Consider the following 25,645-nt stretch of genomic DNA (forward strand, 5'->3'; position numbering starts at 1 on the left):
GCCCCCCTCAGAACCGCCCGTTGAGGCGCATCATCACCCGCGTCTCGTCCCAGTTCGCGGATTTGTCGTAGCGCACGCTGGCGCCGACGTTGATGCCGCTGGTGATGGGATAGTCCAGATCGGCCCGCAGATTGCCGATGAAGTTCTGCCGGCTCTGCCCCGCATAGCGCGTCAGCACCGTGCTGTCGGTGCGGGCCCGCGCCTCAACCAGCCCCTGCAGCGTCGGGTCCGTCGGGAAGATGGGCGAGGAGTTCTCGCGCCAGGCCGCATAGCCCACCGTGGCGCCGATGCGGTAACGGAGGTCACCCAGGTTGCTGCGGTAGTCCACCGGCAGGTTCAGCGCCGCGAAGCTCTGCGGGCTGTAGTAGCCGCCATGGCCCAGGCTGAAGAAGCGCAGGTTCCGCTCGAAGCCGAAATAGACGAGATCGAGCCCGCCGGTCAGCGTGCCCTCGGGCCCGCGGATGAAGGGATAGCTGAAGCCCGCCCCCGCCTCGAAGCGGTTGTTGTCGGCGACGCCCTCGCCTTCATAGATGCTGTAGCCGCCGCCCGCGTAGACATAGCCCTCGCGCACCGGCACCTCGATCTGCGCGCGGCCGCCGCTGCGCACCACCTGGCCCCAATGGCGGCCCTGGATGGCGTCGCGCTGGCCGGCCCAGGACAGCATGCTGTCCGTCACGGACCGCCGCTCACCCGTCACGCGCAGGCGCACATTGCCCAACTGCGGCGCGAACTCGATCCCGCCCAGCACCTGCGTGCCATAGGCGAAGCCGAGCGGGCTCGACCCGATATCCATCCGGAAATGGTCGCCCAGCTGATAGGCGATGCCCAGCATCGCGCCCGAGGCGCTGCTGCGCGGCGACTGGCTGCTGCCATAGGCGGCGTTGGAACCGAACCCATCCTGCGTGCGGCGCGCCACCGGCAGGTTGCCGGCCTGCAGCGACACGCCCGTGACGGTGGCGGTCAGGCGCCCGCCGATACCGCCCGGCGTGATCTCGGCACTGACCGGGGCCGAGATCTCCAGCAACCGGTCCAGCCCCGACTGGCCCGAACGCTGCCGGATACCGGCCGAGGCCGTCCATTGCGCCGCCACCGCCTGCTGCATCGAGGCCACTTCCTGCGCGATCTCGCGCTGGACGGGGTCGTTGGAGGCAGGGGCGGCGCTGATCTGCTGCAAGGGCGTCGCGGCACTGGCGAAGGGGTTCTGCAACCCCTGGGATGCCGTGCCGGGGGTGCCGCCGCCCAGCACCGTGCCGGTCGGCCGGCCCAGCTCCGCCTGGCGCTGCTGCCCGGCCAGTTCCAGCGCGCGCAGGGCGCGGCTTTCCTGGTTGAAGGCGCGCGCCACCCGGGCCTCCATCAGCGTCACGCGGGAATCACGGGGCGACAGTTCCTGCGCCTCGGAGAGCAGGCGCTCGGCGCGCGCGCGGTCGCGCAGGGCGATGGCCGCGTCGATCGCGCCCTGCCGGGCGGAGATGTCGCGCGGGTTGCGGGCCAGCACGCCTTCCGCGATGCGCAGGGATTCGGCGGGCTGCCGCGCCCCCTGATACAGCCGGGCCAGGGCCAGCTGCGCGCCGGGGTTCTCGGCGTCGCGTTCCAGCACGGGGCGCAGCGCCTCGAAGGCCTGGGCCTGGCGCCCTTCCTGGTTCAGCCGGTCGGAGGAGCGGATCGCGATGCCCTGGCGGATGCTGACGATATCGCGCCGCTGGTCCGCGGTGGGGTTGGAGCCCTCGGCGGAATCGGCCAGCGCCGCGGCCTCGTTCTCAAGCCCGGCACTGAGCAGCGCGCCGGCCAGGGCCAGCCGCATGGAGGCACCGGCATTGCGGTTGGCGGCCTCGGCCACACGGGCGGCCTCACCGGCGCCCACGCGGTCACCCGCATTGCCCAGGGCGCGGATCACCGCAGCACCCGTGCCGCCGGAGGGATCGGGCCGGGCGGCCAGCGTCAGCAGCTGGGTGCGGCCATTGGCGGTGCCGGCCCGGCTGCCGAGCTGGGCCACGGCGCGTTGCACCTCGGTATTCGCGCGCAGCCGCGCCGAGAGCCGGGACATGTCCGCCGTCCGGCTGGCCGGGGGGATGCGCGCCAGCCAGGCCTCGGCATCGGCGGGGCGGTCGTCCTCGTCGGCCAGCAAGGCGGCGGCATAGAAATCGTCGCGCCGGGCAGAGCGGTTGGCCTGGTCCTCGACCAGCTGGCGCGCCTCGGTGCCGCGGCCCTGGCGGCGCAGGGCGCGGGCCAGATCCAGCTTGATCCAGGGATCGGTGGGCGCCATCTCGCTGGCCTGGCGCAGCAGGGCGGCGGAAACGCCCGGGTCGTCCAGCCGCGCGGCCTCGGCGCGCAGGCGCCCGGCCTCACCGCCCGTGGGGGCGACACCGCCGGCATCGGCAGGGCCCGCGGATGGCGCGGCCACGGACCGCACCGGCCCCTCGGGCGCACGGCCCTGGGCACGCAATGCCTGGTTCAACCCCTGCTGGGCGGGCGGAAAGCCCGGACGGCGCGCCAGCGCGGCACGGAACCGCTGCTCCGCCGCCGCCGGGTCGTTCCGCCGCAGCAGCAGTTCACCCAGCGCCGATTCGGCATCGGTGCGGTCCTGCACCTCTCGCCGCAGGGCGGTGCGCAGCAGGTTGTCGGCCTCATCCAGCCGGTTCGCGCGCAGCGCCGCCCGCCCCTGGGCCAGTTCCAGCCCATAGGAAGCGCCGTCCAGCGCGCCCTGCCAGTTGCGGGCGCGGTCGGGCGCAAGGGCGATGGCGCGCTCCAGCAGGGTGCGGGCCTCGGCGGGCTTGCCCTCACGCAGGCGCACGATGCCCATGCCGCCCAGCGCGTCGGCGTCGTTCGGGTTGGCGGCGAGTGCCGCCTCGAACTGACGGGTCGCGTCGCGCAGGCTGCCGCCCTCCAGCCGCTCGAACCCCTCTCGCCGGGAGGCGAAGCCCGGGTCGGGCGCGGCGGGGGCCGGCACGGCGGCGCGCGCGTTGCGGATCTCGGCGTCATCCGGGAAGCGCCGCATGTAGGCGTCCAGCTGCGGCGCCATGGCCGGATCGCTCGCGGACCACACCAGCGCCTGCCGCCAGGCGGCACGGGCCTCGGTGCCCACCTCCGGGCTGTCGACCAGTTGGGACAGGCGGCGGATGCCCTCCGCGCGGGACGTCGCGTTGAAGGTCAGGTTCTGGGCGAAGGCCAGCCTGGCGCGGGCGCCGGCATTGGGCGCCTCGGCCAGGCGCTGCAGGCCCTGCGTGGCCTCGCCCCGGCCCGAGGTCGTGCCCGACAGCACCGCGTAGTATTCCTGGGTGTAGGGCTCGATGGGCCCGGCCTGGCCGAAGGCGGCACGATAACGCTGCACAGCCTCGTCATTGCGGCCCTCACGCGCCAAGGCGCGGGCCTGCTCGATCACGTTGCGGTCGATGGAGGCGCCGCGCACGGCGCTCTCGGCCTGGGCGCGCAGTTCGGGTGAAGCGCCTGCCTCCCGCAGCCGCGCCTCATAGGCGGCGGCGGCGGCGCGGTTTTCCTGAAGGGCCGCGACGCGGGCCGCGACCGCCAGGGCCTGGGTGTTGCGCGGCTCGGCCGACAGCGCGCGCTCGATCGCGCTGGCGGCCAGGTCGGCGCGGTTCTGCGCCAGCCAGCGTTCCGCCTGCCGGATCAGGATGACGACCGGGCCGGACGTCGCCGCCGGCGCCGCCTGCTCCGTCGTGGCCGGCTGGGCTTCGGCGCGATGACCGGTGGTGACCCCCACCACCAGGCCCAGCGCCCCGCCCATCAGCGGCCCGAAATGCAGAATTCCCCTCATTACCCTTGGTCCCCTCGGCGACCGGCGGCACGCTGCCTTCCCGCTGCTCCCCCCGGAGCAATCGGAAATTCCCCGTGCATCGAGCCGTTCCTGTCGTCGCCGTTAGTCATGTCACGCCTGATCCCGCGCCCGCAACCGCGAAAGTGCGCGACGCCGCAGGCTCCAATACGCGGGAATTCCTATCAAAGCCCCACCAAGGAACAGAATGATCAGCGCCCGCAGCGGATTCTGCCCCGCCCAATGCTGGGCCCACAGATACCAGGGCAGCCGCCCCACCCAGTAGGGATCGGCCACCGTATAGGCCTCTGCCCGGCCGCCCGCGAGCAGGACGGTATCGCCCCGGATGCTGGGCAGCAGCGTCGGGTCGCGCAGGGCCGAGACCACGCCGCCGATGGCAGCCGGCGTCGCGCCGCTGACCACGACGACGCTGCGGCCGGAGGCGAGCGCGCTCTGCGCGCCCAGCAGCACGCCCATGCCTTCGCCGCCCGCCTCGTTCACGGCGGCGGCGGCACGGCTGCGGTCGGCGGCACTCGGCGCGTCCCACAGCACGTTGCGCAGGTGCTGCATGGTGTCCGGCAGGGCCAGGGTGATGCGGTCCCCGTCCTGGCGCACCGGGCTGTCGCGCAGCAGCGTGCCGAGCGTGGGCTGGCGCGACAGCGTGCCGATCACCAGCAGGTCACGGTCGCCCAGGCTGCGCAGGCCGGTGGGCGGGGCAACCTGCACGCCCGTCGCGGGCAGGCCCGTGATGGCGGACAGCCAGCCGACCATGTCCAGATAGGCCTGGGTCTCGACCACATTCGGCCGCTCAGGCAGCACCACGGCGGTGCCCGACAGGTCCGCCATGCGGGTGAACGGGAAGCCGGAGGAGGCGAAGTAGCCCAGGTTCGGCATGCGCGCGAAGCGATGCGCGCCGGTCAGGTCGATGGTGCTCTCGGGGTCGATCGAGGCCTGGATGTCGCCCGGCACGGCGGCGCATTCGCCCCGGTTCATCGGGCGCATGTCGAAGCGCAGCTGCAGCTCGTCCTGGCCCAGCAGCAGATAGGGCGGGATGGCGAAGCGGCCGCGCCGCATCTCGCTGCCCAGCCCCAGCTGGGTGTGCAGCGTGTCCATCACCCAGCTCATCACCCCCGGCGGCTCGGCCAGGGTAAAGCTGCGCAGATAGGTGCCGGAAACGGCGGCATCCAGCCGCGAGGTCGCGACATCGATCACCGGCCCCTGCGGCGCGATGAAGCCGATGCGGGCCGGAAAGCCCCGCCCGCGCCAGGTGTACAGGTCGGGCGCCGTGCGCAGCGGCAGGCGCAGCGGCCCGGGCTGGTAGCCATGGGCCGTCAACTCCTCACGCGGGACGACGGCGCCGATGCGGATGGGCTGGTCCGTGCGCAGCCAGCGCGGCGCGTCATAGGGCTGGCGCGCGGCCAGCTGCGGGGCGGCGACGCGCGCCACCTCCCCGGCCAGGGCCTGGCGGGAGGCGACGAGCGCCAGGGCGGCGGTCGCCACCTCGGCCTCGGTCCGCCCGCCGATGACCAGCAGCGTGCCGAACTGGTCCTGCGGGTGGGCCACCAGGGCCAGCGTCGGCCCCTCGAAGCGCGGCAGCGTGACACCCGGCACCGTATCAGCGCCGGCCGCCAGCACCACGGCATCGCCGCGCGGCGGAATGACGCGCTCCACCGGGAAGCGGGCGCCGCGGTAATCGGCCTGCACCGCGAACCAGCTGGCGGCGATGCCGGCGGCCCGCAGCCCGGCCGGGCCGGTGGATTCCGGGATCACGACCGGCAGCGTCAGTGAGCCGCGCAGCACGCGCCGGTCGAACAGCGGCTCCGGCAGGCGGGCCAGGTCGCGTGTCGGCGGAATGCGCTCGATGCGCATGCGCACCGTCGAAAGGTCGGACACGGTGGCATAGAGCAGGCCCGAGAGCGGGTCGTTGCACTCCGCGGTGTACTGGCCGCTGAAGCGGAAGTTCAGGCGGTTGACCTCGGCGAAGAACAGCGGGTCCAGCGGGAACTCCAGCGGCCCGAAGCCCTGGCGCGCGGGCTCAACCGGGATGTTGCCCACGAACTGCTCGTTCAGGGAGATGGCGATCTGGCTGCGGTCCGGGATCAGCCGGGCCGAGACCCCGCCATTCACCGTCAGCCGCGCATCGGTCACCACCTCATCGGCGCGCAGGCCGAACAGCACGCCCTGCAGGTCCGCGATGCCGCGCAGCTGCATGGGGCCGGAAAGGCCGAGCTCACGCAGGGTGCGCGTCACGATACGCGCGCCTTCGGGCAATGTCTCGGGCGCGTTGGCCGCGCGCGGCGGGGCGGGCACGGCCAGGGCGGGCGGCACGGCGCCGGGGTCCGCCGGCACGACGACCGGGCCGGCGGCAGGTGCCGGCACCTGTGCCGCGGCGGGCGCCGCCAGCAGCGCCAGGGCCAGGGCGGCCGCGATCTGCCCGGCGCGGCGGGGCTGGACGACGTCGGTCACGCGCACCGGGGCCTGGGGTGCGGCCGCCGTGACGGCCGCAGGGCGCGGCGCCTTGGTGACGATGCCGAAGCGATAGCGCCGCACGGCGGCATCGGCCGTGGCCAGCACCACATTCGCCAGGGAGCGCAGCGGCCGGTCCTCGGGCCAGTCGTCCCAATGCAGCCAGGCATCGGGGCGGCCGAAGAAGGCGCGGGCGACGGCGGCCTCGTCGGCCACGCCGTCGAGCTCGAATTCCAGATACAGCATATGCTCCACGGTGCGCACGACATGCGCCTTCAGGGGGATCACCTCGCCCGTCACTTCCAGCGCGACTTCCAGCTTCTCATCGTCCTCGAGCCCGGCGGCGGCGGTCAGCGCCATGGACATGCCCGACAGGGAGAGGTTGTCGCAGGCGCCCTTCACCACCCGGCCGTCGGCGCGGATGATGGTCGCCGGGATCTCGGTATCGACGCGGTGGCGGATGCGCATCTGCTCGCGCTCTCGCCCCACCGCCACGCTGGCGCCGAGCGGAATGAGGCACATGCCCGCCCAGATGGTGTTCAGCAGATAGGCGCGGAAATCCAGGCTGTTGGTGTCGGACACGATGGTGCCGTAGACGCCGATGCAGAAGCCCGCGAACACCAGCACCAGCAGCACCAGGTTCGGCGCCACGGCCTTGAAGTCCAGGTAGCCCGCTTCCAGCACGCCGCCCTTGTCGGTCACGTTGAACTTGCCCTTGCGGGGGTCCCACAGGGTCAGCAGCGTGACGGGCACCAGCGGCACGGCCAGCGAGGCCTCATAGATCTCGGACCAGAAGCTGTGCCGGTGCCGGCCGTTCAGCCGTGCCGTGGTGGCCACCGCATGGAACAGGTGGCTGCCGGCATAGGCCATGATGGCCAGCGGGCTCGCCGCGATCACGCTTTCGCCGAAGAACAGGAAGGCGAGCGGCGAGGTGAGGAAGATCAGCCGCGGCAAGGCGAACAGGAAGCCGAAACCCGCGATGAAGTAGCAGAATCGCTGCATCCATTTCAGGTTCTTGGCGAACAGCGTGTTCTCCAGCCGCATGATCTGGATCATGCCACGCGCCCATCGCATGCGCTGGCCGATGTGCAGCGCCAGGCGCTCCGTCGCCAAGCCCGCCGCCAGCGGCACCCGCAGATAGGCGGTGTGCCAGCCCAGCTGCTGCATCTTCAGCGCGCAGTGGCAGTCCTCGGTCACGGTGGTGTGGGGCACGCCGCCCACCTGCTCCAGCGCGGTCCGCCGCAGCACGGCGCAGGAGCCGCAGAAGAAGGCAGCGTTCCACAGGTCGTTGCCCTGCTGGATGGTGCCGTAGAACAGCAGGCCCTCATTCGGCACCGGGCGCTTGCGGGCCAGGTTACGCTCGAAGGGATCGGGGCTGTAGAAATGGTGCGGCGTCTGGACGATGCCGATGCGCCGGTCGCGCAGGAACCAGCCCAGGGTGAACTGCAGGAAGGCGCGGGTGGGCGCGTGGTCGCAGTCGAAGATGGCGATGAACTCGCCGTTCGTGTGCTCCATCGCGTGGTTCAGGTTGCCGGCCTTGGCCCCCTTGTTGTCGGGGCGGATGATGTAGCCGCAGCCTGCCTCCTGCGCGAACTGGCGGAACTCCGGACGGCGGCCGTCATCCAGGATCCAGACGTTCATCTTGTCGCGCGGGTAGTCCATGTTCATGGCGGCCAGCACGGTGGGGCGCACCAGGTCCAGGCTCTCGTTATAGGTGGGCACATAGACGTCCACCGTGGGCCACAGCGCGGGGTCGGCCGGCAGGGGCACCGGCTTGCGGTTCAGCGGCCAGCTGGTCTGGATATAGCTCAGCGCCATCAGGATGCCGGCATACAGCTCCGCGACGAAAAGCCCGCCGCCCAGGAAGGTCTGCAGCGCGGTCTCGAACTCCAGCGTCTCGGTCAGGCGCCAGTAGAGGTAGCGGCTGGTGACCATGATGGAGACGAAGACCAGCACCATGCCCACCTTGCGGGAGGCATAGCGGTTCAGCACCAGGAACACGGCGATGCCGGCCAGCGTCAGCCAGGCCTGGCCCTCCGCCTCCATCGGCAGGGTGACGAAGGCCAGCGCCAGGACGAGGCCCAGCGCCACCGCCCCCCACTTCTTGATCAGCTGGAACAGGGAGAGCGGATGGATCAAGGCCTCATGCCCCCCATTCGTTCAGGGCGGAGAAGCCACCGCTGCGCCTTTCGCCGGGGCGGCGCAGCTGGGTGCGGCGGATGAAGGCATCGGCCAGCACGGCCATGTCCTCGGCGGCGCCGCGGCCGCCCTCCGTCAGCAGGCGCTTGCTGGCCAGGGCCTCCATCACGGCGGCATCCCGCGCGACGACGCCCAGCAGCCGGTGCCCCAGCGTCTTGGTCGCGAGGTCGAGCACCGCCTCCGGCAGGGGCGCGCCCCGCTCGAACTGGTTGATCACGACCATGGATTTCTCGGCCAGGCGCTCGATCAGGCTGCCGCGCCCCATGAACCGGCCGGAGACGATCTGCGGCATCAGGCTGGCGCTGCCGCCATCGGCCAGCAGCACCACCAGCATGTGGTCGATCAGCGGATACAGCGAGGCGAGCGCGGCGCTGGGCCCGGGCGGGCTGTCCACCAGCACCAGCAGTTCGGGGTCCTTCAGCATCTCGCGCACCGGCTCGGCCAGCAGGCCGGGGTCCTGGGCCAGGGCGGTCTGGATATCCAGCACCTCGGCCGGGTCGGCAGCGCCATAGGGCAGCAGCTGCACGCCGAAATCGGTGTGGCGCAGGGATTGGCGCCAGTTTCCGCGCTCCGACAGATGCGCCAGGAAGCCGCCCTCGTCGCGGATGGATACGCCCAGGTGCAGACGCAGGGCGTTCTGCGGGTCCAGGTCCATGGCCAGCACCCTGTAGCCCTTGGCGGCGAGAAGGGCCGCGAGATGCGCTGTCAGGGTGGTCTTGCCTACGCCCCCCTTGGGAGAGGCCACGGCGATCAAAGGCATCCGATAGTCATCCGTTCTGATGGCGCCGGATCTCGGCGGAGATGTCGTCGAGCAGCGCGAAGTCGCGTGCGGGGCGGGGGGCCGGCTGTGGGGGCTGGGGCTGGGGCGGCGGGGCCGCAGCCACGACCGGCGCGGGCAGGACGGGGATGGGCGCTACCGGCAGCGGCGCGGGCGGGGGTGAGGCCGGGGGTGGGGCCGGGTCGGCCGCCGCCTGGGGCGGCCATTCCAGCACCGGCTCTGCACGGCCGGCCCGTTCGGCGGCTTCCTCGGCCGCGGTCGGGAAGGGAAGCTCAAGCGCCGGCGCTTCCTCCACCGGCGCATCGGCGACGATGACCGGTTCCGCAGGCGGCTCGGGCTCCATGGCCGGGGCCTCGAAGGTCACGGGTGGAAACGCCATGTAGCGGAAGCCCTGCAGGGCGCAGCTGGCGGCCACATTGGCTATTTCCCGCTGCATCGCGCCCTAGCCTCCTGCTTTGCGACATTCCGTATCCAGTAATGCACCGGAACTTACCAGTTCCGGAAGCCGCAAAGCACGCCGCGGCATGTCTCGGAACATCCCATTCCCTTTATGCTGCACCGCAATAAAAAATGCCTTGCGTCCGAAGCGTTACAGCCATATGAAGCCGCTAGGGCAGGAAACCTGTCGTGTCGCCGTCATGGCACCACGCAGCTTCCCGCCTTGTTTTGGGGGTGAATGCCGCACGGGCCGTGACTGAAAAGGGGCTCGTATGCGCCGTCGTAGTTTTCTCGCTGGTTCCGCCTTGCTGGCAGCCCCAGCCCTGTTGTCCGCTCGCCCTGCCCGCGCCGTCGTCTCGGCGCCGGAGCCCGTGGATGTCGAGCTGATCCTGGCCGTTGATGTTTCCCGCTCCGTCGATGCCGAGGAGCAGGAGATGCAGTTCAACGGCTATGCCGCCGCCTTCCGCGACCCGCGCATGATCGAGGCCTTCGTCGGCGGGCCCGTCGGCGCCATCGCGTGCACCTTCTTCACCTGGAGCGACTGGAACATCCAGGAACACCTGGTGCCCTGGATGCGCCTGGGTTCCGCCGCGGATTGCGAGCGCTTCGCCCAGGCGATCGACAACGCGCCGCGCCGGGTTCACCTCTACACCTCGATCTCGGGCGCCATCGACTATGCCGCCAACCTGTTCGGCCAGGGCTATGAGGGCACGCGCCGCGTGGTCGACATCTCGGGTGACGGCGTGAACAATTCCGGCCGCGACATCGGGCTCTCTCGCGGCGAGGCGCTGGAAAAGGGCATCATCCTGAACGGCCTCGCGGTGCTCGACCGCTCTCCGCCGCCGCCGGGCCTGATGCAGATGCAGCCGCTGGACGAGTATTACCAGGAACGCGTGATCGGCGGCCCCGGGGCCTTCGTGATGGTGGCCGAGGGCTTCGAGGCCTTCGAACCCGCCGTCCGGCGCAAGATCATCCGCGAAGTGGCCGACAACCGCGGCCCCGTGCGCGAATACGCCTTCGGCTGATGGAAGGGCGGGGCAAGCCCCGCCCCACCGCCTTACGGGAAGGCGATGTCCGTCAGGTTGCAGGTGTTCACCTGGCGGCGCTCCTGCGGCTGGCCGTTCGCCCAGACGATGCGGATGTCATTGACGCACTGGCCCTGCGGCAGCTGGATCAGGAAGGCATTGCCGACCGGCAGCACGTTGGCGCCCAGGAGATCCTGGCCCCAGTTGGGGTCGGCCGAGGACGAGACATAGATCTCATTGATCTGCATCGCGCCGCGGTTGTTGACGCGGAAGCTGGGGTCGGTGGACTGCGCGGCCGCGGGCAGCGCGAAACCGGCGATGGCCAGGCCGGCCAGGATGGAGCGACGGATCATGTTGGCATCCCTAGTGTTGGATTTATCATTGGTGCTTAGGCGAAATAGCCCCGAACGGCATCGCCCGATCGGGTGACGCCGTTCAAAAGCCGCAACCTCACTGAACGTTGATGTCCGTCAGGTTGCAGGTGTTCACCTGCCGGCGCTCCTGCGCGCGGCCGTTGGCGAAGACGATACGCAGATCGTTCACGCACTGCCCCGCCGGCAGCGAGATCACGATCGACTGGCCCGGCGGCAGAACATTCTGGCCCAGCCGGTCGCGGCCCCAGTTCTGGTCGGACGAGGACGAGACATAGACCTCGTTCACCGTCTGGCCGCTGTTGTTGTTCAGGCGGAAGTCCGGGTTGCTGGACTGCGCTGCCGCAGGAAGCGCCACGGCACAGGCGGCCACCGCCGCCAGGGCTGCGTGACGGATCGCGAATCGACGAAACATGAGTGGCATCCTCCGTTTTATTGGCGGGCGGTTCGTTACGCGCCCGTCTTTGATTGGCGCCCCCAATCGTGGCGGCACCGTGTTCTTACGGTGCCGCGCACAAGGCCGGATGCAGAGATGTATCCGATTTCGGTCAAGCTGGGCGTGACATGCCGCCCGGTACTTGCCGCGTCCGATACTCCCGTCAGCCGGCCGGCGCTTCTTCCAGGAACACCTGGATTGCCTGGTACAGCGCGCCGCGATTGCGCTCCATCCACATGGAATGCGTGCCCTCGCCCAGCATCACCAGCCGCTTGCCCGGGCTGCGGGTCAGCAGCGGAAACAGGGTCTGCGCCATGTAGGGGGGCGTGTCCTGGTCCCATTCGCCCAGCACCAGCAGGGTGGGCGCGGTGATCTTCTCGGGCTCGTAGAAGGGGCGGCCGGCGGCCCAGAACTCACGCCCGTCAGCCACGCTGCCGTTGGGGGCGCGGATCGCGTTGGGGATGCGGCGCAGCCCCTCCGGGTCGGTCGCCCAGGTCACGCCGGCCCAATGCTCGAACCAGCCGGCCGGAACCAGCCCGGCACGCGCCGCCTCGGGCACGCCCTGGCCACGGCGGGCGCGGGCCTGGGCCTGCGTCACCCAGCGATAGGCACCGAGCTCCCCGCCCGGATCGGCGAGCGACGCCGATTGGCGCAGCCACACCGGCGCGTAGAGGGTCAGGCGCTCGACCAGGTTCGGGTTCTCCGCGGCGAAGCGGCCCATCAGCGCCGTGCCCCAGGAATAGCCCATGTGCTGGAACTTCTGCAGCGAGCGCTTCTCACGGATGAAGCGGCTGGCGGCGGCGATGTCGGCCACCGCCTGCTCCCCGCGCACCAGCGGCGGGTTCGCCTCCGGCGGCTGCGACATCTCGGGCGGGCGGGTCGAGCGGCCATAGCCGCGCAGATCCAGGATCCACACGTCGAAGCCCCGGCCGGCGATATAGTCCATCCAGGACAGGCCGCCGAGCGGCAGGTCGAAGGCGGTGCTGGCCGGATAGGTCGCGCCGTGCACCATCAGCAGGGTGCGGCCGGGCGTGAACCGGGTCATGGTTTCGGGGCGCTTGTTGCGCAGGAACAGCTCGATGCCGGCATCTCCCGTCGGCACCATGAACTCCTCGGTGACGATCTGGGGCGCCTGGGCTTGCGCTGACCGGCCCATCAGGGCGGTCATGGCTGGCAGAAGCGCGGGTGCGGCAAGGATGGCACGACGGTCCATAGGCTTGTGTCTCCCTCGACGATGGCCTGCACGCTAACCCAGCGGGCGGCGCTGCATAGCCCTCCGGCGTGCCGCGCATGCTTATTCGCACATGGCGTTTGCATGAAGGGCCCGAAGCTACCTACATTTGTGCCATGCACACGCCCCGCCTCCGGGCCGATGCGGGGCCGATGATGGGCAGCCCCGCCGGCTCCTTCCTCGACAACCGCAGCACCTTGATATTGCGGGAGCTGGTGGAGCTGTATGTCCAGACCGGTGAGCCGGTGGGCAGCCGCACCCTGTCGCGCCGCCTGCCGCTCGGCCTGTCCCCCGCCTCGATTCGCAACGTGATGTCCGACCTGGAGGAAGCGGGGCTGATCTATGCCCCCCATACCTCGGCCGGGCGGCTGCCGACGGAACGCGGCCTGCGCCTGTTCGTGGACGGGCTGCTGGAATTCGGCGACCTGACCGAGCAGGAGCGCGAGGCGATCGCCGCCCGCTGCGCGGCCCATGGCCGTTCCCTGCAGGACACGCTGGCCGAGGCGAGCCAGATGCTCTCGGGCCTTGCGGGTGCCGCCGGCATGGTGGTGGCCCCGAAATCCGAGGCCGCGGTGCGGCATGTGGAGTTCGTGGCCCTCGGCCCGGGCCGCGCGCTGGTGGTGCTGGTGGGTGCCGATGGCCAGGTGGAGAACCGCGTCATCGAGACGCCGCCCGGCCTGCCGCCCAGCGCCCTGGTCCAGGCCGGCAACTACCTGAACGCGCGCCTGACCGGCCACACGCTGGAACAGCTGCGCGCGCTGGTGGGCGAGGAAATCGCCGCCAACCGCACCGCGCTGGATGCGCTGACCAACCAGGTGGTGGAATCGGGGCTGGGCACGCTGGCCGGCGGCGCGGGCAAGGGCAGCGGCAACCTGATCCTGCGCGGCCAGGCGCGGCTGCTGGAAAACCTCGACCATCTGGCCCGCGTGCAGGAAATCCAGACCCTGTTCGAGCGGCTGGAGGCCCAGGAGGCCACCCTGCGCCTGGTCGAGATGGCGCAGCGCGGCCAGGGCGTGCAGATCTTCATCGGCGCGGAGAATGCGCTGTTCAGCTCGGCCGGCCTGTCGATGGTGGTCGCCCCCATCATGGGCGGGCCCAGGGGAGCGGCGGGCGAGCGCAAGGAAAAGGTGTTGGGCGCCATCGGCGTAATCGGCCCGACCCGCATCAACTACGGCCGCGTGATCCCGGTGGTGGACTACACCGCGCGGGTGCTGTCCGGCCTGCTAGGGTAACGCCGCCACCCGGTCCGGCCGAAGCAGCGCCCACATCTCGATCGAGCGCGGCGTGCCGCCCACCTGCAGCCTGTCCCGCAGCAGCCCCTCGCGGCTGAACCCCAGCCGACGGGCGAGCGCGAGGGAGCGGGCGTTCTCAGGCTCGATTTCCGCCTCGATGCGATGTGCCTCCAGCACCTCGAAGCAATGGTCGATCAGCGCGGCCATCGCCTCCTGCATGTAGCCATGGCCCTGGGCCTCAGGCACCAGGATCCAGCCGACGGCCAGCCGCCGGTTCCAGGGCTGCCTTGCGTGGTAGTTCACCATGCCGAGGAAGCGGCCGTCCTGCATCACGGCCCAGCAGGCGTGCCACACGGGGCTTGCCCCGAGCGACTGGCCGATCCGCCGCGCGGTCTCCGCGAGATCCGGGCTGGGCGGCGCATCCCAGAAGCGCATCGCCGCGGCATCGCCATAGGCGCGATGCAGCCCGGCGGCATCGTCGAGCGTCAGCGGGAGCAGGCAGAGCCGGGGCGTTCGGTATTCGGGAATGGGGGGCGCTTCGTTCGACATCTCGGTCCGTCTCCGGCTGCGGCAGGGGCGTGGGGATGCGGGCTAGGGCAGCGGTTCCAGGAAGCGCTGAACCTCGACCACATGGCCCGCCGGATCCTGCAGGAAGAAGTGCTCGATGCGGAACGCCTCGGACAGCATGACCGGCGAGGGGCCGTGCGCGGCCAGCCGCGCGTGCCAGGCGGGCACGTCATCCACCACCAGGGTCAGCATCACGGAACCCTCCTGGCGCTCCATGGGCGCGAGGCGCGGCGCGCGGGCCTGGCAGACGCCCAGATAGCCGCCGCCCGGCATGGCGTAGATCCTGACCCGCCCCTGGTCGCGGGCGAGGGCAAGCCCCAGCACCCCTTCGTAGAAGTCCCAGCAGGGCGCCGGATTTTCGGCGTAGAGGAAGGTGATGTGGCTGCCGATCATGGGCGCACTGTCGCGCCGGGGTTGCGCGACGCGCAAGGCATCCGGTTAGCTGGTGCAACGAGAGAAGGAGCACGTCATGCCCAGCGACACCCCGCCGACCTCCCGCCTTGGCCTGAGCGAACCGGCCTGGATCAAGGAGTTCAAGGCCTTCATCCTGCGCGGCAACGTCATCGACCTCGCGGTCGGTATCGTCATCGGCGCGGCTTTCACCGCCATCGTCACCTCCGCCGTGGAGGATCTGCTGAACCCCGTCATCGGCCTGCTGATCGGCGGCATCGATTTCTCGAACGTGTTCGTCGTGCTGTCGGGTGAGCGCAAGCCCAGCCTGGAGCTGACGCGCCAGGGCGGCGCCGCCGTGCTCGCGGTCGGCAAGTTCATCAATGCGATCATCAAGTTCCTGATCGTGGGCTTCGCCGTCTTCTGGATGATCAAGGTGCTGACCAAGCTGAAGGTGCGCGAGGACGCCAAGCCCTCCAAGCCGAACAAGAGCGAGGTCCTGCTGGAGGAGATCCGGGACCTGCTGAAGGCCAAGGTGTAATACGAAAAGGGCCCCGGCGTTCCCGCCGGGGCCCATCCGGTTCAGCCCAGCCCGCCCAGGGCCAGGTACTTGATCTCCAGATAGTCCTCGACGCCGTACTTGCTGCCCTCGCGGCCGAGGCCCGACTGCTTCACGCCGCCGAAGGGCGCTTCAGCGGTCGAGATCAGCCCCTCATTGATGCCGATGATGCCGGCCTCCAGCGCCTCCGCCACGCGGAAGATGCGGCCGACGTCGCGGGCGTAGAAATACGCCGCCAGGCCGAACTCGCTGTCATTGGCCATCGCGACACCTTCCTCATCCGTCTTGAAGCGGATCAGCGGCGCCACGGGGCCGAAGGTCTCCTCGCGGAAGATCAGGGCTTCCTTCGGCACGTCGGTCAGGATGGTCGGCTGGAAGAAGTTGCCGCCCTTCTCATGCCGCTTGCCGCCGGTCAGCACCTTCGCGCCGTGGCTCTGCGCCTCGGCGATGTGCTCCTCGACCTTGGCGACGGCATCGGCGTTGATCAGCGGCCCCTGGGTCACGCCCGGCTCCATGCCGTTGCCCACCTTCAGCTGCTCGACGGCCGCCTTCAGCTTGGCGGCGAAGGCGTCATACACGCCGTCCTGCACCAGCAGGCGGTTGGCGCAGACGCAGGTCTGTCCGGTGTTGCGATACTTGGAGGCCATCGCACCCTTCACCGCCTCGTCCAGATCGGCATCGTCGAACACCAGGAAGGGCGCGTTGCCGCCCAGCTCCATGCTGGTCTTCTTGATGGTGTCGGCGCACTGCTTCAGCAGGATGCGGCCGACCTCGGTGCTGCCGGTAAAGGACAGCTTGCGCACGAGCGGGTTGCCCGTCAGCTCGCCGCCCGTCTCGCCGGAGGGGCCGGTGATGACGTTGCACACGCCCTTGGGCATGCCCGCGCGCTCGGCGAGTTCCGCGAGCGCCAGGGCGCTGAACGGCGTCTGGCTGGCCGGGCGGATCACGCCGGTGCAGCCCACGGCCCAGGCCGGGCCAGCCTTGCGGGTGATCATCGCGGAGGGGAAGTTCCACGGCGTGATGGCCGCGAACACGCCGATCGGCTCCTTCGTCACCAGGATGCGGCGGCCCTGGGCGTTCTGCGGGATGGTGTCGCCGTAGATGCGCTTGCCTTCCTCGGCGAACCATTCGAGGAAGCTGGCGGAATAGATGACCTCGCCCTTGGCCTCGGCCAGCGGCTTGCCCTGCTCGGCGGTCATGATGGCGGCCAAATCGTCCGCATTCTCATGCATCAGGGCGGCCAGCTTCATCAGGATCGCGCTGCGCTCCTTGGCCAGCAGCTTGCGCCAGGCCGGGAAGGCGGCATTGGCGGCCTCGATGGCCTCCCGCGTCTCGGCGGCGGAAAGCGCGGGCACCTGGCCCACGACCTCACCGGTGGCGGGGTTGCGCACGGTCAGCGTCTTGCCGCTTTTCGCCTGCACCCAGGCGCCGTTGATGTAGTTGGCCTGGCGAAGGAGCTTGGGGTCCTTCAGCGCAAGATTGGTTACGGTATCGAGCATGGTTGTTCCCTCCGTTTCAGGGACGATAGGCTGGCGCGCGGCGCCTGTCATGTGACGGGAGGGTGGGGTTGCTACGATGTCAGCGCAACCCCGGGCCGGGATCCGTGTTGGTGATGCAACATCCCCACGGAGGCCGCCATGAGCACCATCCTGTTGATCGTCCTTATTGTTCTGCTGATCGGCGCGCTGCCGAGCTGGCCGTACAGCCGCGGCTGGGGTCCCTACCCCTCGGGCGGCCTCGGCATCATCGTCCTGATCGTGATCGTGCTGCTGCTGATGGGCAGGATCTGAAGGCGGGCGGGGGCCACGCCCCCGCCACCCTCAGTTCTTCAGCAGCCGGGACAGGGCCTCGCGCATATCCTGCGGGGCCACCCGGTCCACGGCATCGCACAACCGCCTAAGCCGGCGGCGCGTGTCGTACAGCTGGTCCAGCAGGTTCAGCACCACCGGCAACGCTTCCTCCTGCAACGCCATGTCGCGACGCAGTTCCTGGATCAGCCGCAGCCGCTCGACGTCGATTTCCCGGAAGCGCCAGGCACCCGGCCTGCCCGCGGGCCGCACCAGGTCCTGCTCGATCCAGGCCTCGACCTGGCGGGGCTGCAGGCCCTTTACCCGCACTACAACGGTTTCCAGCGTGATCATGCCGCGTCCTCCATGCCCGCGCGCGGGTTATGGGCGGGGGCGTCCTGGCGCTCGCGCAGGAATTTCTCCAGCGACGGATCAGGCCCGCCCAGCACCAGCTTCAGCACCACATAGGCATCGCCGGCGGCCGCCCCGCCATGCGCCGGCACGCCCCGGCCGCGCAGCCGCAGCCGCGTGCCGGTTTCCGAGCCCGCCGGGATGTTCATCGCCACCGTCCCGCCGATGGTCGGCACAGTGATCTTCCCGCCCAGCATCGCCTCGGCCACCGTCACCGGCAGGTCGCACAGGATGTCATTGCCCTCGCGCCGGAAATACGGGTGCGGGGCCACCTCCACCTCGATCAGCGCATCGCCGGGCGGGTCTCCGGGCGCGCCCTTGGCCCGCAGGCGCAGGGTCTGGCCGCTTTCAAGGCCCACCGGGATCCGCACATCCAGGTTCCCGCCCTCGGGCAGGTTCAGCCGCTGGGTGCCGCCGCGCACGGCGTCCAGAAAGGGCACCGTCAACCGGTACTGGTAATCCTGCCCGGCGCGCGACCTCCTGCCCCCGCGCCCTTGCGCGCGCAGCATTTCCTCGATGATGTCGCCCAGGTCGCCTTCATCCGCGAAGCCGCTGCTGCCGTAGAAGCCGCCCTGCGGGCTTTCGGCATGCTGGCGATAGCGGCCCCAGCCGGGCGGCGGCTCAGGCGCCTTTTCCTGGCCCGAGGCATCAATCTCGCCACGGTCGAACCGCGCCCGCTTCTCGGGGTCCGAAAGCAGGTCGTTCGCCGCATTGATCGCCTTGAAGCGTTCTTCGGCCTGCTTGTCGCCGGGGTTCAGGTCGGGGTGGCTTTTCTTCGCCAGCTTCACGAAGGCGGAGCGGATCTGCTTGTCCGTCGCCGTCTTCGGAACCCCCAGCACCTCATAGGGATCAGTCGCCATGACACCTCCTCCGGAGGCTCCTATCCCCCGGCTTCCAGCACGGCCAGAACCGCCTCGGCCGTGGTACCGATATGGGCAGCCAGTTCCGCCGGTGCATCGGGTGCGCGGGCCAGGACCTTTTCCATCAGCACATGGTGGGCATCCACAGAACGCGTGAGCAGCCCGGCCCCGGTCAGCACGCGGCGATAGCGCATGGTCTGCCCGTACAGCGCCTCGCAGAAGCCCTTCAGCGCGTTCAGCGGACAGGCGGCGATCAGCGCGCGGTGGAAACGGTGGTGCTTGGCCTCATAGGCATCGAGCCAGGTCTCGGTGGGCTCGCGCCGCTCAAGTTCCCGCCGCAGCAGGTGATAGCTGGCGACGATCTCGTCCTCCCACGCCGCATCGCCCAGCTGCATGGCCTGGCGCAGGGCCTCGGCCTCGGTGAACTGGCGGCTGCGGGTGATGTCGAGCAGGTTCTCCCGCGTGATGGGCGGCACGGAGAAGCCGCGCTGGCCCTCGGCCACCACCAGCCCTTCGGCCGCCAAGCGCGACAATGCCTCGCGCAGCGGCGTGGCGCCGATGCCGAATCGCTCCGACAGCGCCTTCAGCCGCAGCTTCTCATCCGGCGCCAGGGCGCCGCCCAGTATGGCCCCGCGCAGGCGCGCATGGGCGGCTTCGGTCAGCGTGTTGGGTGCATCGTCGAGCATCTGGAAAAAATATATTTCCTCTTGCAATCTCGATCAAGAGTCGCATTCTCGACCGCAGGAGGAAACCAAGTGCCCATTGACGCCACCCATGCGCCCGGCCTGAAAAGCTGGGTCCAGGGCGCGAACGCGCCCGGCTGCGACTTTCCCATCCAGAACCTGCCGCATGGCGTGTTCAGCCCCGCCGGCTCCGCTCCGCGCGGCGGTATCGCCATCGGCGACCAGGTGCTGGACGTGGCCGCCGCCGTCGCCGCCGGCAAGCTGAAGGGCGCCGCCGCCGAGGCCGCCGCCGCCCCCACCCTGAACGGGCTGATGGCCTTGGGCCGCGACGCCGCGCTGGAGATCCGCGCCGCCGTCTCCGCCCTGCTGGCCGAGGGCGCGGAGCCGCTGCCCGCCCTGCTGCACCCGATGTCCGGCGTGGCGATGCACCTGCCCACCACTGTCCGGAACTTCTCGGATTTCATGGCCAGCCGCCCGCACTGCTACCGGCTGGGCGTGAAGCGGGATGCCAACAACCCGCTGCCGCCGGCCTTCCACCACCTGCCGGTGGCCTATCATTCGCGCGCCAGCTCCGTGCGGGTTTCCGGCACGCCGCTGCGCCGCCCCTGGGGCCAGTACCCGAAGGGCGACGGCGTGGTCTTCGCCCCCACCGAGGCAATGGATTTCGAGCTGGAACTGGCCGTCTGGATCGCCGGCGAGAACGAGCTGGGCTCCCCCACCCCGATCTCGCTGGCCGACAGCCGGCTGTTCGGCTTCGGCCTGCTGAACGACTGGTCCGTGCGCGACGTGCAGCGTTACGAGATGCCCCCGCTCGGCCCCTTCCTGGGCAAGAGCGTGATGACCGCCGTCTCGCCCTGGGTCATCACCGCCGCCGCCATGGAGCCCTTCATGGTGGCCCAGCCCGCGCGTGAGGACGGCGATCCGCCCTGCCCCGCGCATCTGACCAGCACCCGGCCCGACGCGCTGAACCTGCAGATGCGCGCCGCCATCCTGACGCCGAAACTGCGCGCAGCGGGTGCGGCGCCGCATATCGTCACCGACACGCCCTTCGCGCCCATGTCCTGGACGCCGGCGCAGATGGTGGCGCACCACACCTCCAACGGCTGCAACCTGCTGCCGGGGGATCTGCTGGGTTCCGGCACCGTGTCCGGCCCCAAGGACGGCCAGGAGGCCTGCATCGCAGAGTTGCTGCTGCGCGGCCCCATGCAGTTCCCGAACGGCGAGACCCGCCGCTTCCTGGAGGATGGCGACGAGGTGGTCTTCACCGCCCAAGCCGGCGCCCCCGGCGCCACGACCATCGGCTTCGGCGAATGCCGCGGCGAGGTCATTCCCGCCCATGCATCCGTGACCTGAGGCCCGCCATGCGCCGCATCATCGACATTTCCTGCGCCCTGAAATCCGGCATCAAGTCCGACCCGCCGGGTTCCGAGCCCAAGATCCAGTACATGGATCACCACATGACCGCGCCGAAGATGGCCGACTACATGGGCGTGCCGGTCGCCGCCCTGCCCGAGGGCGAATACGCCGCCGTCGAGCGCATCGACCTCTCGACCCATAACGGCACGCATATGGACGCGCCGTACCACTATTTCTCGCGCCAGGATGAGGCCCTGATCCCCGGCGGCCGCCCGTCCCTGCGGATCGACGAGGTGCCGCTGGAATGGTGCTTCAACCCCGGCGTGAAGCTGGATTTCCGCCACAAGCCGGACGGCCATGTCGTGCAGCCGCATGAGGTCGAGGAGGAGCTGACCCGGATCGGCCACCAGCTGAAGCCGCTGGACATCGTGGTGGTGAACACCCGTGCCGGCAGCCGCTATGGCGAGGATGACTACATCGACGCCGGCTGCGGCATGGGCAAGCCCGCCACCCTGTGGCTGCTGGAACGCGGCGTGCGCCTGGTCGGCACCGATGGCTGGAGCTGGGACGCCCCCTTCTCTGCCACCAAGCGCCGCATCGAGCAGGGCGGCGACCCCTCCATCATCTGGGAAGGCCACCGCGCGGGGCGGGAGATCGGCTACTCCCACATCGAGAAACTGTCGAACCTGGATGCCATCCCCAGCACCGGCTTCATGGTCGCCGCCTTCCCGGTGAAGATCCATCGCGCCTCGGCCGGCTGGGTCCGCGCCGTGGCCATCATCGAGGAGTGAGGCGCATGCGCCGGTTGATCCTCGCGGCGCTGCTGGCGGCATCTCCCGCCATGGCGCAGGAATGGCGGCCCGAAAGCCCCATCACCCTCATCAGCCCTTATTCGCCCGGCAGCACGGACGTGATGATGCGCATGCTGGGCGAGTACTGGCACAGCCAGACCGGCGCCAGCACCGTGGTGGTCAACCGCGACGGCGGCTCGGGGGTGGTGGGCATGCGGGCGCTGGCCGCCAGCCCGCCCGACGGCCGGACGCTCGCGCTGACGCCCATGACCGCCATCACCGTGCAGCCGCACATGGTGCGCAACCTGGGCATCTCGCCCGCCAACTTCGCGCCGGTCTGCGGCACGCATGAGAACATCATCGGCGTGGTCGTGCGCGCCGACAGCCCGATCCGCAGCATGGCGGAGCTGGTGGCCGCGGGGCGCCAGCGCAACCTGACCTTCGGCAGCGCGGGCCCCAACAGCCTGCCCTTCCTGGGTGTGTGGCGCGTCTCGAAGGCGACCGGGGTGGAGTTCACCCACCTGCCCTTCCGCGGCGATCCGCCGCATCTGAACGAGACCCTGGCCGGGCGGCTGGATTTCTCCACCACCGTGGTGTCCTCGGCCAGCGAGTTCATCCTGTCGGGGCGCATGCGGCTGCTGGGCGTGTTCAGCGAGAACCGGCACCCGGACTTCCCCGATGTGCCGACGATGCGTGAACAAGGCATCGACGCGCTGCAGTTCAGCCAGGTGGGCATCTATGCCCCCGCCGGCACGCCTGAGAATGTGCTGAACCGGCTGGAGGAACTATGCCGCGACGGCATGCGGCAGGAGGCGGTGACGCGGGTGGCGCGCAATGCGCGCATGGTCGTGCGCTATGTGCCGCGCCGTGAATTCGCGGCCTTCGTGCAGTCGGAATACGAGGCCTATCGCGAGATCCTGCGCCAGCTGGGCGTGCAGCCCGAATAGGCTACTCGGCGCGGGCCGCCATATGGCCCGCGCCGGTCTGGGCGCACCAGGCCGGCAGCCGCTCCCACTGCTCCAGCGGCAGCATCCTGTAGCCGTCACCGACGCGGATACGGACCGAGTGCGTGTCGGTCCCCTGCGCGCTGACCGGGTGGCCGTTGAAGTTCTTCAGGAGCAGGGCGCTTTCCATGGGCATCTGCGTAACTCCCTTTCATGCCGGCGTTTTGCCTGTGCTTATCAAGCACAATGAGGAAGATACGCATTTGGTTGCCTAGTTCCTGACAGATTTTGTCAAGATTTGGCCACAATGCACTAATCGGGGCACTAATCGGGCAGGACGTCGTCGTGCCACAGCCGGTTCAACAGCGCCTCGGCTGAGGCTTGCCCGACCACCGGCACCACCAGCTCCCGGAACTTCTGGGACAGTTCCTCATCCGTCAGCGGCATGTCGGGGTCGCCCTTGCGGGTGGGCTGGTAGTGGCTCAGCACCCGGCCGTCGGTCAGCTCCACCTCGACCCGCGCCGCGCGCTGGCGCGGATAGGCGCTGGCCAGGTCGGGGCTGAGGCTGACGCTGACGCGCGGCATGATGGCGCGGATGGCCGGGTTCACCAGATTGTCCGGCGTGAAGGCCGCTAGCCGCACGCCGCCCAGCACCAGCAGCGCGCCCATGCAGTACTGCGCGGAGAACCGGCACTCCTGCTCGGTGCGGGCGTCGGGGCGGTCGGTGACATCCTTGGTGGCGGAGTAGCCGCCGATGTGGATGCGCTTCACGTCATCCGGGCCGAAGCCGTGTTCCGCGCGCAGCGTGGTCACGGCATCCAGCGCCGGGAAGATGTGCCCGCAGCAGCCGTGGTTCTTGAAGGTGATGCTGTCGATCAGCGGCGTGCCGTCCAGGCCGGCCAGCGCCACATCCCAACGGCCCGTGCTGTCGCTGGTGGCGGCAGCGAAGCCCACCGGGCCATGCAGCACGTCCAGCGCGCCCGTCATGCCGGCGGCGGCCGACATGGCGGCCAACGTGCCGGCCTCGGCGGCATGGCCGGGGTGCAGGGGCTTGGACATGCCGTCGCCCCGGAATGCCTGCTGCAACCCGCCGGCCATGGTGGCGGACAGCGCGATGGCATGGGCGATCTTCTGCTCGTCGCAGCCCAGGATGACCGCCACCGCCGCCGCCGCGCCCATGGTGCCGACGGTGCCGGTGGTGTGCCAGTTGCGGTAATGGCTGGGCGTGACCGCCATGCCGATGCGGCACGCGACCTCGTAGCCCGCCGTAATCGCGCGATGCAGCGTCTCCAGGCTGGCGCCGTGATGCTGCGCGGCCGCCAGCGCGGCGGCGATGGTGACGCTGCCCGGGTGGTGGCCGGAATCGCGGTGGATGTCGTCGAATTCCACCGTGTGGCTGGCCACGGCGTTCAGCAGCGCGGCGTGGCGGATGCCCGACACCTCGTTATCGATGTAGCAGCGGGCCCGGCCCGCGCCCCGCTCCCCCGCCAGCGCCGCCGCCATCAGCGTGCCGGGCGCGTTGCGCGCGCCGGGCACCAGGCAGGCGAACCAGTCCACCATGGCGCGCCGCACCGCATGGCGCGGCGGCTGCACGGTGGCGGCATGGGCCGCCAGGAGCAGGAGGGGATTGGTCGAGACGAGCGGGGCTTCGGGCATCATGTAATCCTTGTTCTTTTTTGGAAAAAAGAACCAAAAAACTTTTGCCAATTCCAAAATACCCAAACTGACAAAAGTCTTTTTGCTTCTCCTTCTACAGAAAAAGAAGGTGCTTCAATCGTTCCGCTTCAGCACTTCGCGATTGATGACCATATCCGGGTCCAGATCACCCTTGAAATGGCCCACAATGCTTTCGACGCAGGAAATACCCATGCGGCGCATGCACTGTACGGTCGCGGCGGCACTATGCGGCGTCACGATCATGTTCGGCGCGTGCAGCAGCTTGTTGCCCTGGCTCACAGGTTCATCCCAGAACACGTCTACCCCGGCGCCGGCGATATGGCCGGAGCTGAGCGCATCGGCCAGCGCCTGTTCCTCGACCAGCGTGCCGCGGGCGGTGTTGATGAAGCGCGCGCCCTTCTTCATGCCGCCCAGGAAGGCGCTGTTCACCATGCCGCGCGTCTCGTTGTTGGACGGGCAGTGGACGGTCACCCAATCCGCCTGCGCCAGGCCTTCGTCGAGCTTCACGGGCGTGTAGCCCTGCCCCAGGATGGTGTTGCGCGCGACATAGGGGTCATGGATCAGCACCTCCATGTCGAAGGCGCTGCACAGCCGGGCGACCTTGCCGCCGATGCGGCCGAAGCCCACGATCAGCACCTTCTGCCCCGCCAGGTCCCAGCAGGTGGGCACGTCGGTGTTGGTCCATTTGCCGGCGCGGGTGTTGGTGTCGAAGGTGGGCAGCTGCTTCGCCAGGCTCAGCATCAGTGCCAGGGCGTGTTCAGCCACCGACAGGGCGTTGGCCAGGGCCGTGACCGTCAGCGGAATGCCGCGCTTGGTCAGCTGCGGCACGTCCACCGCGTCATAGCCCACGCCATGGCGGGCCACGATGGACAGCTTGGGCGAGATCGAGAGGAAGTCCTCATTGATGGGCGTGGCGCGCACGATGATGGCGTCGCCCTTGGACATGGCCTTTTCCAGCGCGCCCCGGTCATCGGGGTTCACGGCTTCCCAGGTGAAGCCGGGCTCGGCCTCGATGCGGGCGATGGCGTCCTGATGGACGCCGCGCAGCAGAACGATATGGGGCATCGGGGTTCCTTATTCGTAAGCGGCCTGGGGGCCGAGCATGGCTTCGCGCATCCGCGCCTGCAGCACGGCACCCTCACGCGGGGGCAGCACCAGCGGCAGGGAGGCCGCGTCGATCTTGGCGAGCGCGAAGGTCAGCCCCGCCTTGGCGTGGATCGCGGCCTTCAGCGCCGGCACGTCCTCGGCGGTGTTGATGCGCAGGGGGTTCTTGATGCCGGCGCCGGCGGCCATGGCGGCCAGGTCCACGCCGTGGCGCGTCGCCGTCTCCTGCATGCCGGTCTCACCGTAATGCTCGTTGTCCAGCACCAGGATGGTCAGGTTCTTGGGCGCCTTCACCGCGATGGTGGCCAGCGCGCCGACACCCATCAGCATTTCGCCATCGCCCGTGATGACCAGCACGGGCCGGTCGGGCTGCGCCAGCGCGATGCCGAGGCCGATCATCGCAGCCCCGCCCATGCCGCCCCACAGGGGCAGGTTCAGCGGCGTGTCGCCCACCGCCGTGATGTCCCAGGCAGGGGCACCAAGCCCCGCCACCACCGCGAGATCGCCCCGCCCCTCCAGCACCGCGCCCACCAGCGCGCGGCGGTGCAGCTTGCCGCTTTCCGTCTGCATC

24 protein-coding genes are annotated in these 25,645 nt (G+C 70.0%); 7 read left to right on the top strand and 17 right to left on the bottom strand.

What is annotated here, in order from left to right; all coding sequences use genetic code 11:
- Window positions 1-7 precede the first annotated feature (7 nt).
- The 4 genes from EOD42_RS01820 to EOD42_RS01835 form a co-directional block, all read right to left on the bottom strand.
- A complete protein-coding gene (locus EOD42_RS01820; protein WP_127785348.1) occupies window positions 8-3,772 on the bottom strand; it encodes a cellulose synthase subunit BcsC-related outer membrane protein in 3,765 nt (1,254 codons plus the stop codon).
- Between the two features lie 111 nt (window positions 3,773-3,883).
- Complete coding sequence (gene bcsA, locus EOD42_RS01825) at window positions 3,884-8,374, bottom strand: UDP-forming cellulose synthase catalytic subunit (protein WP_127785350.1); 4,491 nt, start codon at window positions 8,372-8,374, stop codon at window positions 3,884-3,886.
- A 4-nt stretch (window positions 8,375-8,378) separates the two neighbouring features.
- Entirely contained in the window at window positions 8,379-9,194 is an 816-nt protein-coding gene (locus EOD42_RS01830; protein WP_127785352.1) for a cellulose synthase operon protein YhjQ/BcsQ, read from the bottom strand.
- 7 nt (window positions 9,195-9,201) lie between these two features.
- The gene (locus tag EOD42_RS01835) at window positions 9,202-9,648 is read right to left on the bottom strand and encodes a hypothetical protein (RefSeq protein ID WP_127785354.1); all 447 of its coding nucleotides are present in this window, start codon (window positions 9,646-9,648) and stop codon (window positions 9,202-9,204) included.
- A gap of 328 nt (window positions 9,649-9,976) precedes the next feature.
- On the opposite strand from EOD42_RS01835, the gene EOD42_RS01840 reads away from it, so the two are divergent.
- Complete coding sequence (locus EOD42_RS01840) at window positions 9,977-10,675, top strand: DUF1194 domain-containing protein (protein ID WP_240654769.1); 699 nt, start codon at window positions 9,977-9,979, stop codon at window positions 10,673-10,675.
- Between the two features lie 32 nt (window positions 10,676-10,707).
- On the opposite strand, the gene EOD42_RS01845 is transcribed toward EOD42_RS01840, so the two are convergent.
- From EOD42_RS01845 to EOD42_RS01855, 3 genes are all read right to left on the bottom strand, one after another.
- The gene (locus EOD42_RS01845) at window positions 10,708-11,028 is read right to left on the bottom strand and encodes a hypothetical protein (RefSeq protein ID WP_127785358.1); all 321 of its coding nucleotides are present in this window, start codon (window positions 11,026-11,028) and stop codon (window positions 10,708-10,710) included.
- Between the two features lie 97 nt (window positions 11,029-11,125).
- Window positions 11,126-11,461 (bottom strand): hypothetical protein, encoded by a 336-nt coding sequence (locus EOD42_RS01850; protein ID WP_127785360.1) that lies wholly within the window; start codon window positions 11,459-11,461, stop codon window positions 11,126-11,128.
- A gap of 184 nt (window positions 11,462-11,645) precedes the next feature.
- The gene (locus EOD42_RS01855) at window positions 11,646-12,695 is read right to left on the bottom strand and encodes an alpha/beta hydrolase (protein WP_127785362.1); all 1,050 of its coding nucleotides are present in this window, start codon (window positions 12,693-12,695) and stop codon (window positions 11,646-11,648) included.
- Window positions 12,696-12,829: 134 nt separating this feature from the next.
- On the opposite strand from EOD42_RS01855, the gene hrcA reads away from it, so the two are divergent.
- On the top strand, window positions 12,830-13,945 hold the full coding sequence (hrcA, locus tag EOD42_RS01860) for a heat-inducible transcriptional repressor HrcA (RefSeq protein ID WP_127785364.1): 1,116 nt from the start codon (window positions 12,830-12,832) through the stop codon (window positions 13,943-13,945).
- Here the strand turns inward: hrcA and EOD42_RS01865 are convergent.
- Window positions 13,937-14,494 carry a GNAT family N-acetyltransferase gene (locus tag EOD42_RS01865; RefSeq protein WP_127785366.1) on the bottom strand — a complete coding sequence of 186 codons (558 nt, stop codon included), beginning with the start codon at window positions 14,492-14,494 and terminating at the stop codon, window positions 13,937-13,939. The two genes, hrcA and EOD42_RS01865, sit on opposite strands and share 9 nt — an antisense overlap.
- Before the next feature lie 42 nt (window positions 14,495-14,536).
- Window positions 14,537-14,905, bottom strand: coding sequence for a VOC family protein (locus EOD42_RS01870; RefSeq protein WP_127785368.1), 369 nt, complete (start codon window positions 14,903-14,905; stop codon window positions 14,537-14,539).
- A gap of 76 nt (window positions 14,906-14,981) precedes the next feature.
- Between EOD42_RS01870 and mscL the strand changes: the two genes are divergently transcribed.
- Complete coding sequence (mscL, locus tag EOD42_RS01875) at window positions 14,982-15,443, top strand: large conductance mechanosensitive channel protein MscL (protein ID WP_127785370.1); 462 nt, start codon at window positions 14,982-14,984, stop codon at window positions 15,441-15,443.
- Window positions 15,444-15,484: 41 nt separating this feature from the next.
- On the opposite strand, the gene EOD42_RS01880 is transcribed toward mscL, so the two are convergent.
- Entirely contained in the window at window positions 15,485-16,960 is a 1,476-nt protein-coding gene (locus tag EOD42_RS01880) for an NAD-dependent succinate-semialdehyde dehydrogenase (protein WP_127785372.1), read from the bottom strand.
- Between the two features lie 138 nt (window positions 16,961-17,098).
- On the opposite strand from EOD42_RS01880, the gene EOD42_RS01885 reads away from it, so the two are divergent.
- Window positions 17,099-17,251 carry a DUF3309 family protein gene (locus EOD42_RS01885; RefSeq protein ID WP_127785374.1) on the top strand — a complete coding sequence of 51 codons (153 nt, stop codon included), beginning with the start codon at window positions 17,099-17,101 and terminating at the stop codon, window positions 17,249-17,251.
- Window positions 17,252-17,281: 30 nt separating this feature from the next.
- Here EOD42_RS01885 and EOD42_RS01890 read toward each other — a convergent pair whose 3' ends face one another.
- From EOD42_RS01890 to EOD42_RS01900, 3 genes are read right to left on the bottom strand one after another with little or no spacing between them, the layout of a single operon-like run.
- Complete coding sequence (locus tag EOD42_RS01890) at window positions 17,282-17,602, bottom strand: chaperone modulator CbpM (RefSeq protein WP_127785376.1); 321 nt, start codon at window positions 17,600-17,602, stop codon at window positions 17,282-17,284.
- Window positions 17,599-18,519 (bottom strand): DnaJ C-terminal domain-containing protein, encoded by a 921-nt coding sequence (locus EOD42_RS01895; RefSeq protein WP_127785378.1) that lies wholly within the window; start codon window positions 18,517-18,519, stop codon window positions 17,599-17,601. The genes EOD42_RS01890 and EOD42_RS01895 overlap by 4 nt, the downstream gene beginning before the upstream one ends.
- A 20-nt stretch (window positions 18,520-18,539) precedes the next feature.
- Window positions 18,540-19,205 carry a GntR family transcriptional regulator gene (locus EOD42_RS01900; protein WP_127785380.1) on the bottom strand — a complete coding sequence of 222 codons (666 nt, stop codon included), beginning with the start codon at window positions 19,203-19,205 and terminating at the stop codon, window positions 18,540-18,542.
- A 69-nt stretch (window positions 19,206-19,274) separates the two neighbouring features.
- Here EOD42_RS01900 and fahA point away from each other — a divergent pair, with 69 nt between their 5' ends.
- From fahA to EOD42_RS01915, 3 genes are read left to right on the top strand one after another with little or no spacing between them, the layout of a single operon-like run.
- On the top strand, window positions 19,275-20,555 hold the full coding sequence (fahA, locus tag EOD42_RS01905) for a fumarylacetoacetase (protein ID WP_240654771.1): 1,281 nt from the start codon (window positions 19,275-19,277) through the stop codon (window positions 20,553-20,555).
- An 8-nt stretch (window positions 20,556-20,563) separates the two neighbouring features.
- Window positions 20,564-21,349, top strand: a complete 786-nt coding sequence (locus EOD42_RS01910; RefSeq protein WP_127785384.1) for a cyclase family protein — start codon at window positions 20,564-20,566, stop codon at window positions 21,347-21,349.
- 5 nt (window positions 21,350-21,354) lie between these two features.
- Entirely contained in the window at window positions 21,355-22,296 is a 942-nt protein-coding gene (locus tag EOD42_RS01915) for a tripartite tricarboxylate transporter substrate binding protein (RefSeq protein ID WP_127785386.1), read from the top strand.
- A 1-nt stretch (window position 22,297) separates the two neighbouring features.
- On the opposite strand, the gene EOD42_RS01920 is transcribed toward EOD42_RS01915, so the two are convergent.
- The 4 genes from EOD42_RS01920 to EOD42_RS01935 all read right to left on the bottom strand — a co-directional run bounded on the left by EOD42_RS01920 (window position 22,298) and on the right by EOD42_RS01935 (window position 25,644).
- Window positions 22,298-22,489: a hypothetical protein gene (locus EOD42_RS01920; RefSeq protein WP_127785388.1), complete on the bottom strand. Its 192-nt coding sequence runs from the start codon at window positions 22,487-22,489 to the stop codon at window positions 22,298-22,300.
- Between the two features lie 128 nt (window positions 22,490-22,617).
- Window positions 22,618-23,952, bottom strand: coding sequence for an MmgE/PrpD family protein (locus tag EOD42_RS01925; protein WP_240654773.1), 1,335 nt, complete (start codon window positions 23,950-23,952; stop codon window positions 22,618-22,620).
- Between the two features lie 111 nt (window positions 23,953-24,063).
- Complete coding sequence (locus EOD42_RS01930; protein ID WP_127785390.1) at window positions 24,064-25,035, bottom strand: hydroxyacid dehydrogenase; 972 nt, start codon at window positions 25,033-25,035, stop codon at window positions 24,064-24,066.
- Between the two features lie 9 nt (window positions 25,036-25,044).
- Window positions 25,045-25,644 carry a thiamine pyrophosphate-dependent enzyme gene (locus EOD42_RS01935; protein ID WP_127785392.1) on the bottom strand — a complete coding sequence of 200 codons (600 nt, stop codon included), beginning with the start codon at window positions 25,642-25,644 and terminating at the stop codon, window positions 25,045-25,047.
- Between the last annotated feature and the right edge of the window lies 1 nt (window position 25,645).

The organism is Rhodovarius crocodyli (assembly GCF_004005855.1).
In the GTDB taxonomy this organism is placed as follows: Bacteria; Pseudomonadota; Alphaproteobacteria; order Acetobacterales; family Acetobacteraceae; genus Rhodovarius; species Rhodovarius crocodyli.

What these genes read in the sequence shown, in the direction of transcription:
- EOD42_RS01890 (WP_127785376.1), bottom strand. Translation starts at nt 17,602, where the DNA reads ATGATCACGCTGGAAACCGTTGTAGTGCGGGTAAAGGGCCTGCAGCCC.
- EOD42_RS01830 (WP_127785352.1), bottom strand. Translation starts at nt 9,194, where the DNA reads ATGCCTTTGATCGCCGTGGCCTCTCCCAAGGGGGGCGTAGGCAAGACC.
- EOD42_RS01920 (WP_127785388.1), bottom strand. Translation starts at nt 22,489, where the DNA reads ATGCCCATGGAAAGCGCCCTGCTCCTGAAGAACTTCAACGGCCACCCG.
- EOD42_RS01915 (WP_127785386.1), top strand. Translation starts at nt 21,355, where the DNA reads ATGCGCCGGTTGATCCTCGCGGCGCTGCTGGCGGCATCTCCCGCCATG.
- EOD42_RS01865 (WP_127785366.1), bottom strand. Translation starts at nt 14,494, where the DNA reads ATGTCGAACGAAGCGCCCCCCATTCCCGAATACCGAACGCCCCGGCTC.
- EOD42_RS01870 (WP_127785368.1), bottom strand. Translation starts at nt 14,905, where the DNA reads ATGATCGGCAGCCACATCACCTTCCTCTACGCCGAAAATCCGGCGCCC.
- EOD42_RS01925 (WP_240654773.1), bottom strand. Translation starts at nt 23,952, where the DNA reads ATGATGCCCGAAGCCCCGCTCGTCTCGACCAATCCCCTCCTGCTCCTG.
- EOD42_RS01885 (WP_127785374.1), top strand. Translation starts at nt 17,099, where the DNA reads ATGAGCACCATCCTGTTGATCGTCCTTATTGTTCTGCTGATCGGCGCG.
- EOD42_RS01900 (WP_127785380.1), bottom strand. Translation starts at nt 19,205, where the DNA reads ATGCTCGACGATGCACCCAACACGCTGACCGAAGCCGCCCATGCGCGC.
- EOD42_RS01930 (WP_127785390.1), bottom strand. Translation starts at nt 25,035, where the DNA reads ATGCCCCATATCGTTCTGCTGCGCGGCGTCCATCAGGACGCCATCGCC.
- EOD42_RS01855 (WP_127785362.1), bottom strand. Translation starts at nt 12,695, where the DNA reads ATGGACCGTCGTGCCATCCTTGCCGCACCCGCGCTTCTGCCAGCCATG.
- EOD42_RS01845 (WP_127785358.1), bottom strand. Translation starts at nt 11,028, where the DNA reads ATGATCCGTCGCTCCATCCTGGCCGGCCTGGCCATCGCCGGTTTCGCG.
- EOD42_RS01880 (WP_127785372.1), bottom strand. Translation starts at nt 16,960, where the DNA reads ATGCTCGATACCGTAACCAATCTTGCGCTGAAGGACCCCAAGCTCCTT.
- EOD42_RS01820 (WP_127785348.1), bottom strand. Translation starts at nt 3,772, where the DNA reads ATGAGGGGAATTCTGCATTTCGGGCCGCTGATGGGCGGGGCGCTGGGC.
- EOD42_RS01935 (WP_127785392.1), bottom strand. Translation starts at nt 25,644, where the DNA reads ATGCAGACGGAAAGCGGCAAGCTGCACCGCCGCGCGCTGGTGGGCGCG.
- EOD42_RS01835 (WP_127785354.1), bottom strand. Translation starts at nt 9,648, where the DNA reads ATGCAGCGGGAAATAGCCAATGTGGCCGCCAGCTGCGCCCTGCAGGGC.
- EOD42_RS01895 (WP_127785378.1), bottom strand. Translation starts at nt 18,519, where the DNA reads ATGGCGACTGATCCCTATGAGGTGCTGGGGGTTCCGAAGACGGCGACG.
- EOD42_RS01910 (WP_127785384.1), top strand. Translation starts at nt 20,564, where the DNA reads ATGCGCCGCATCATCGACATTTCCTGCGCCCTGAAATCCGGCATCAAG.
- hrcA (WP_127785364.1), top strand. Translation starts at nt 12,830, where the DNA reads ATGCACACGCCCCGCCTCCGGGCCGATGCGGGGCCGATGATGGGCAGC.
- EOD42_RS01850 (WP_127785360.1), bottom strand. Translation starts at nt 11,461, where the DNA reads ATGTTTCGTCGATTCGCGATCCGTCACGCAGCCCTGGCGGCGGTGGCC.
- mscL (WP_127785370.1), top strand. Translation starts at nt 14,982, where the DNA reads ATGCCCAGCGACACCCCGCCGACCTCCCGCCTTGGCCTGAGCGAACCG.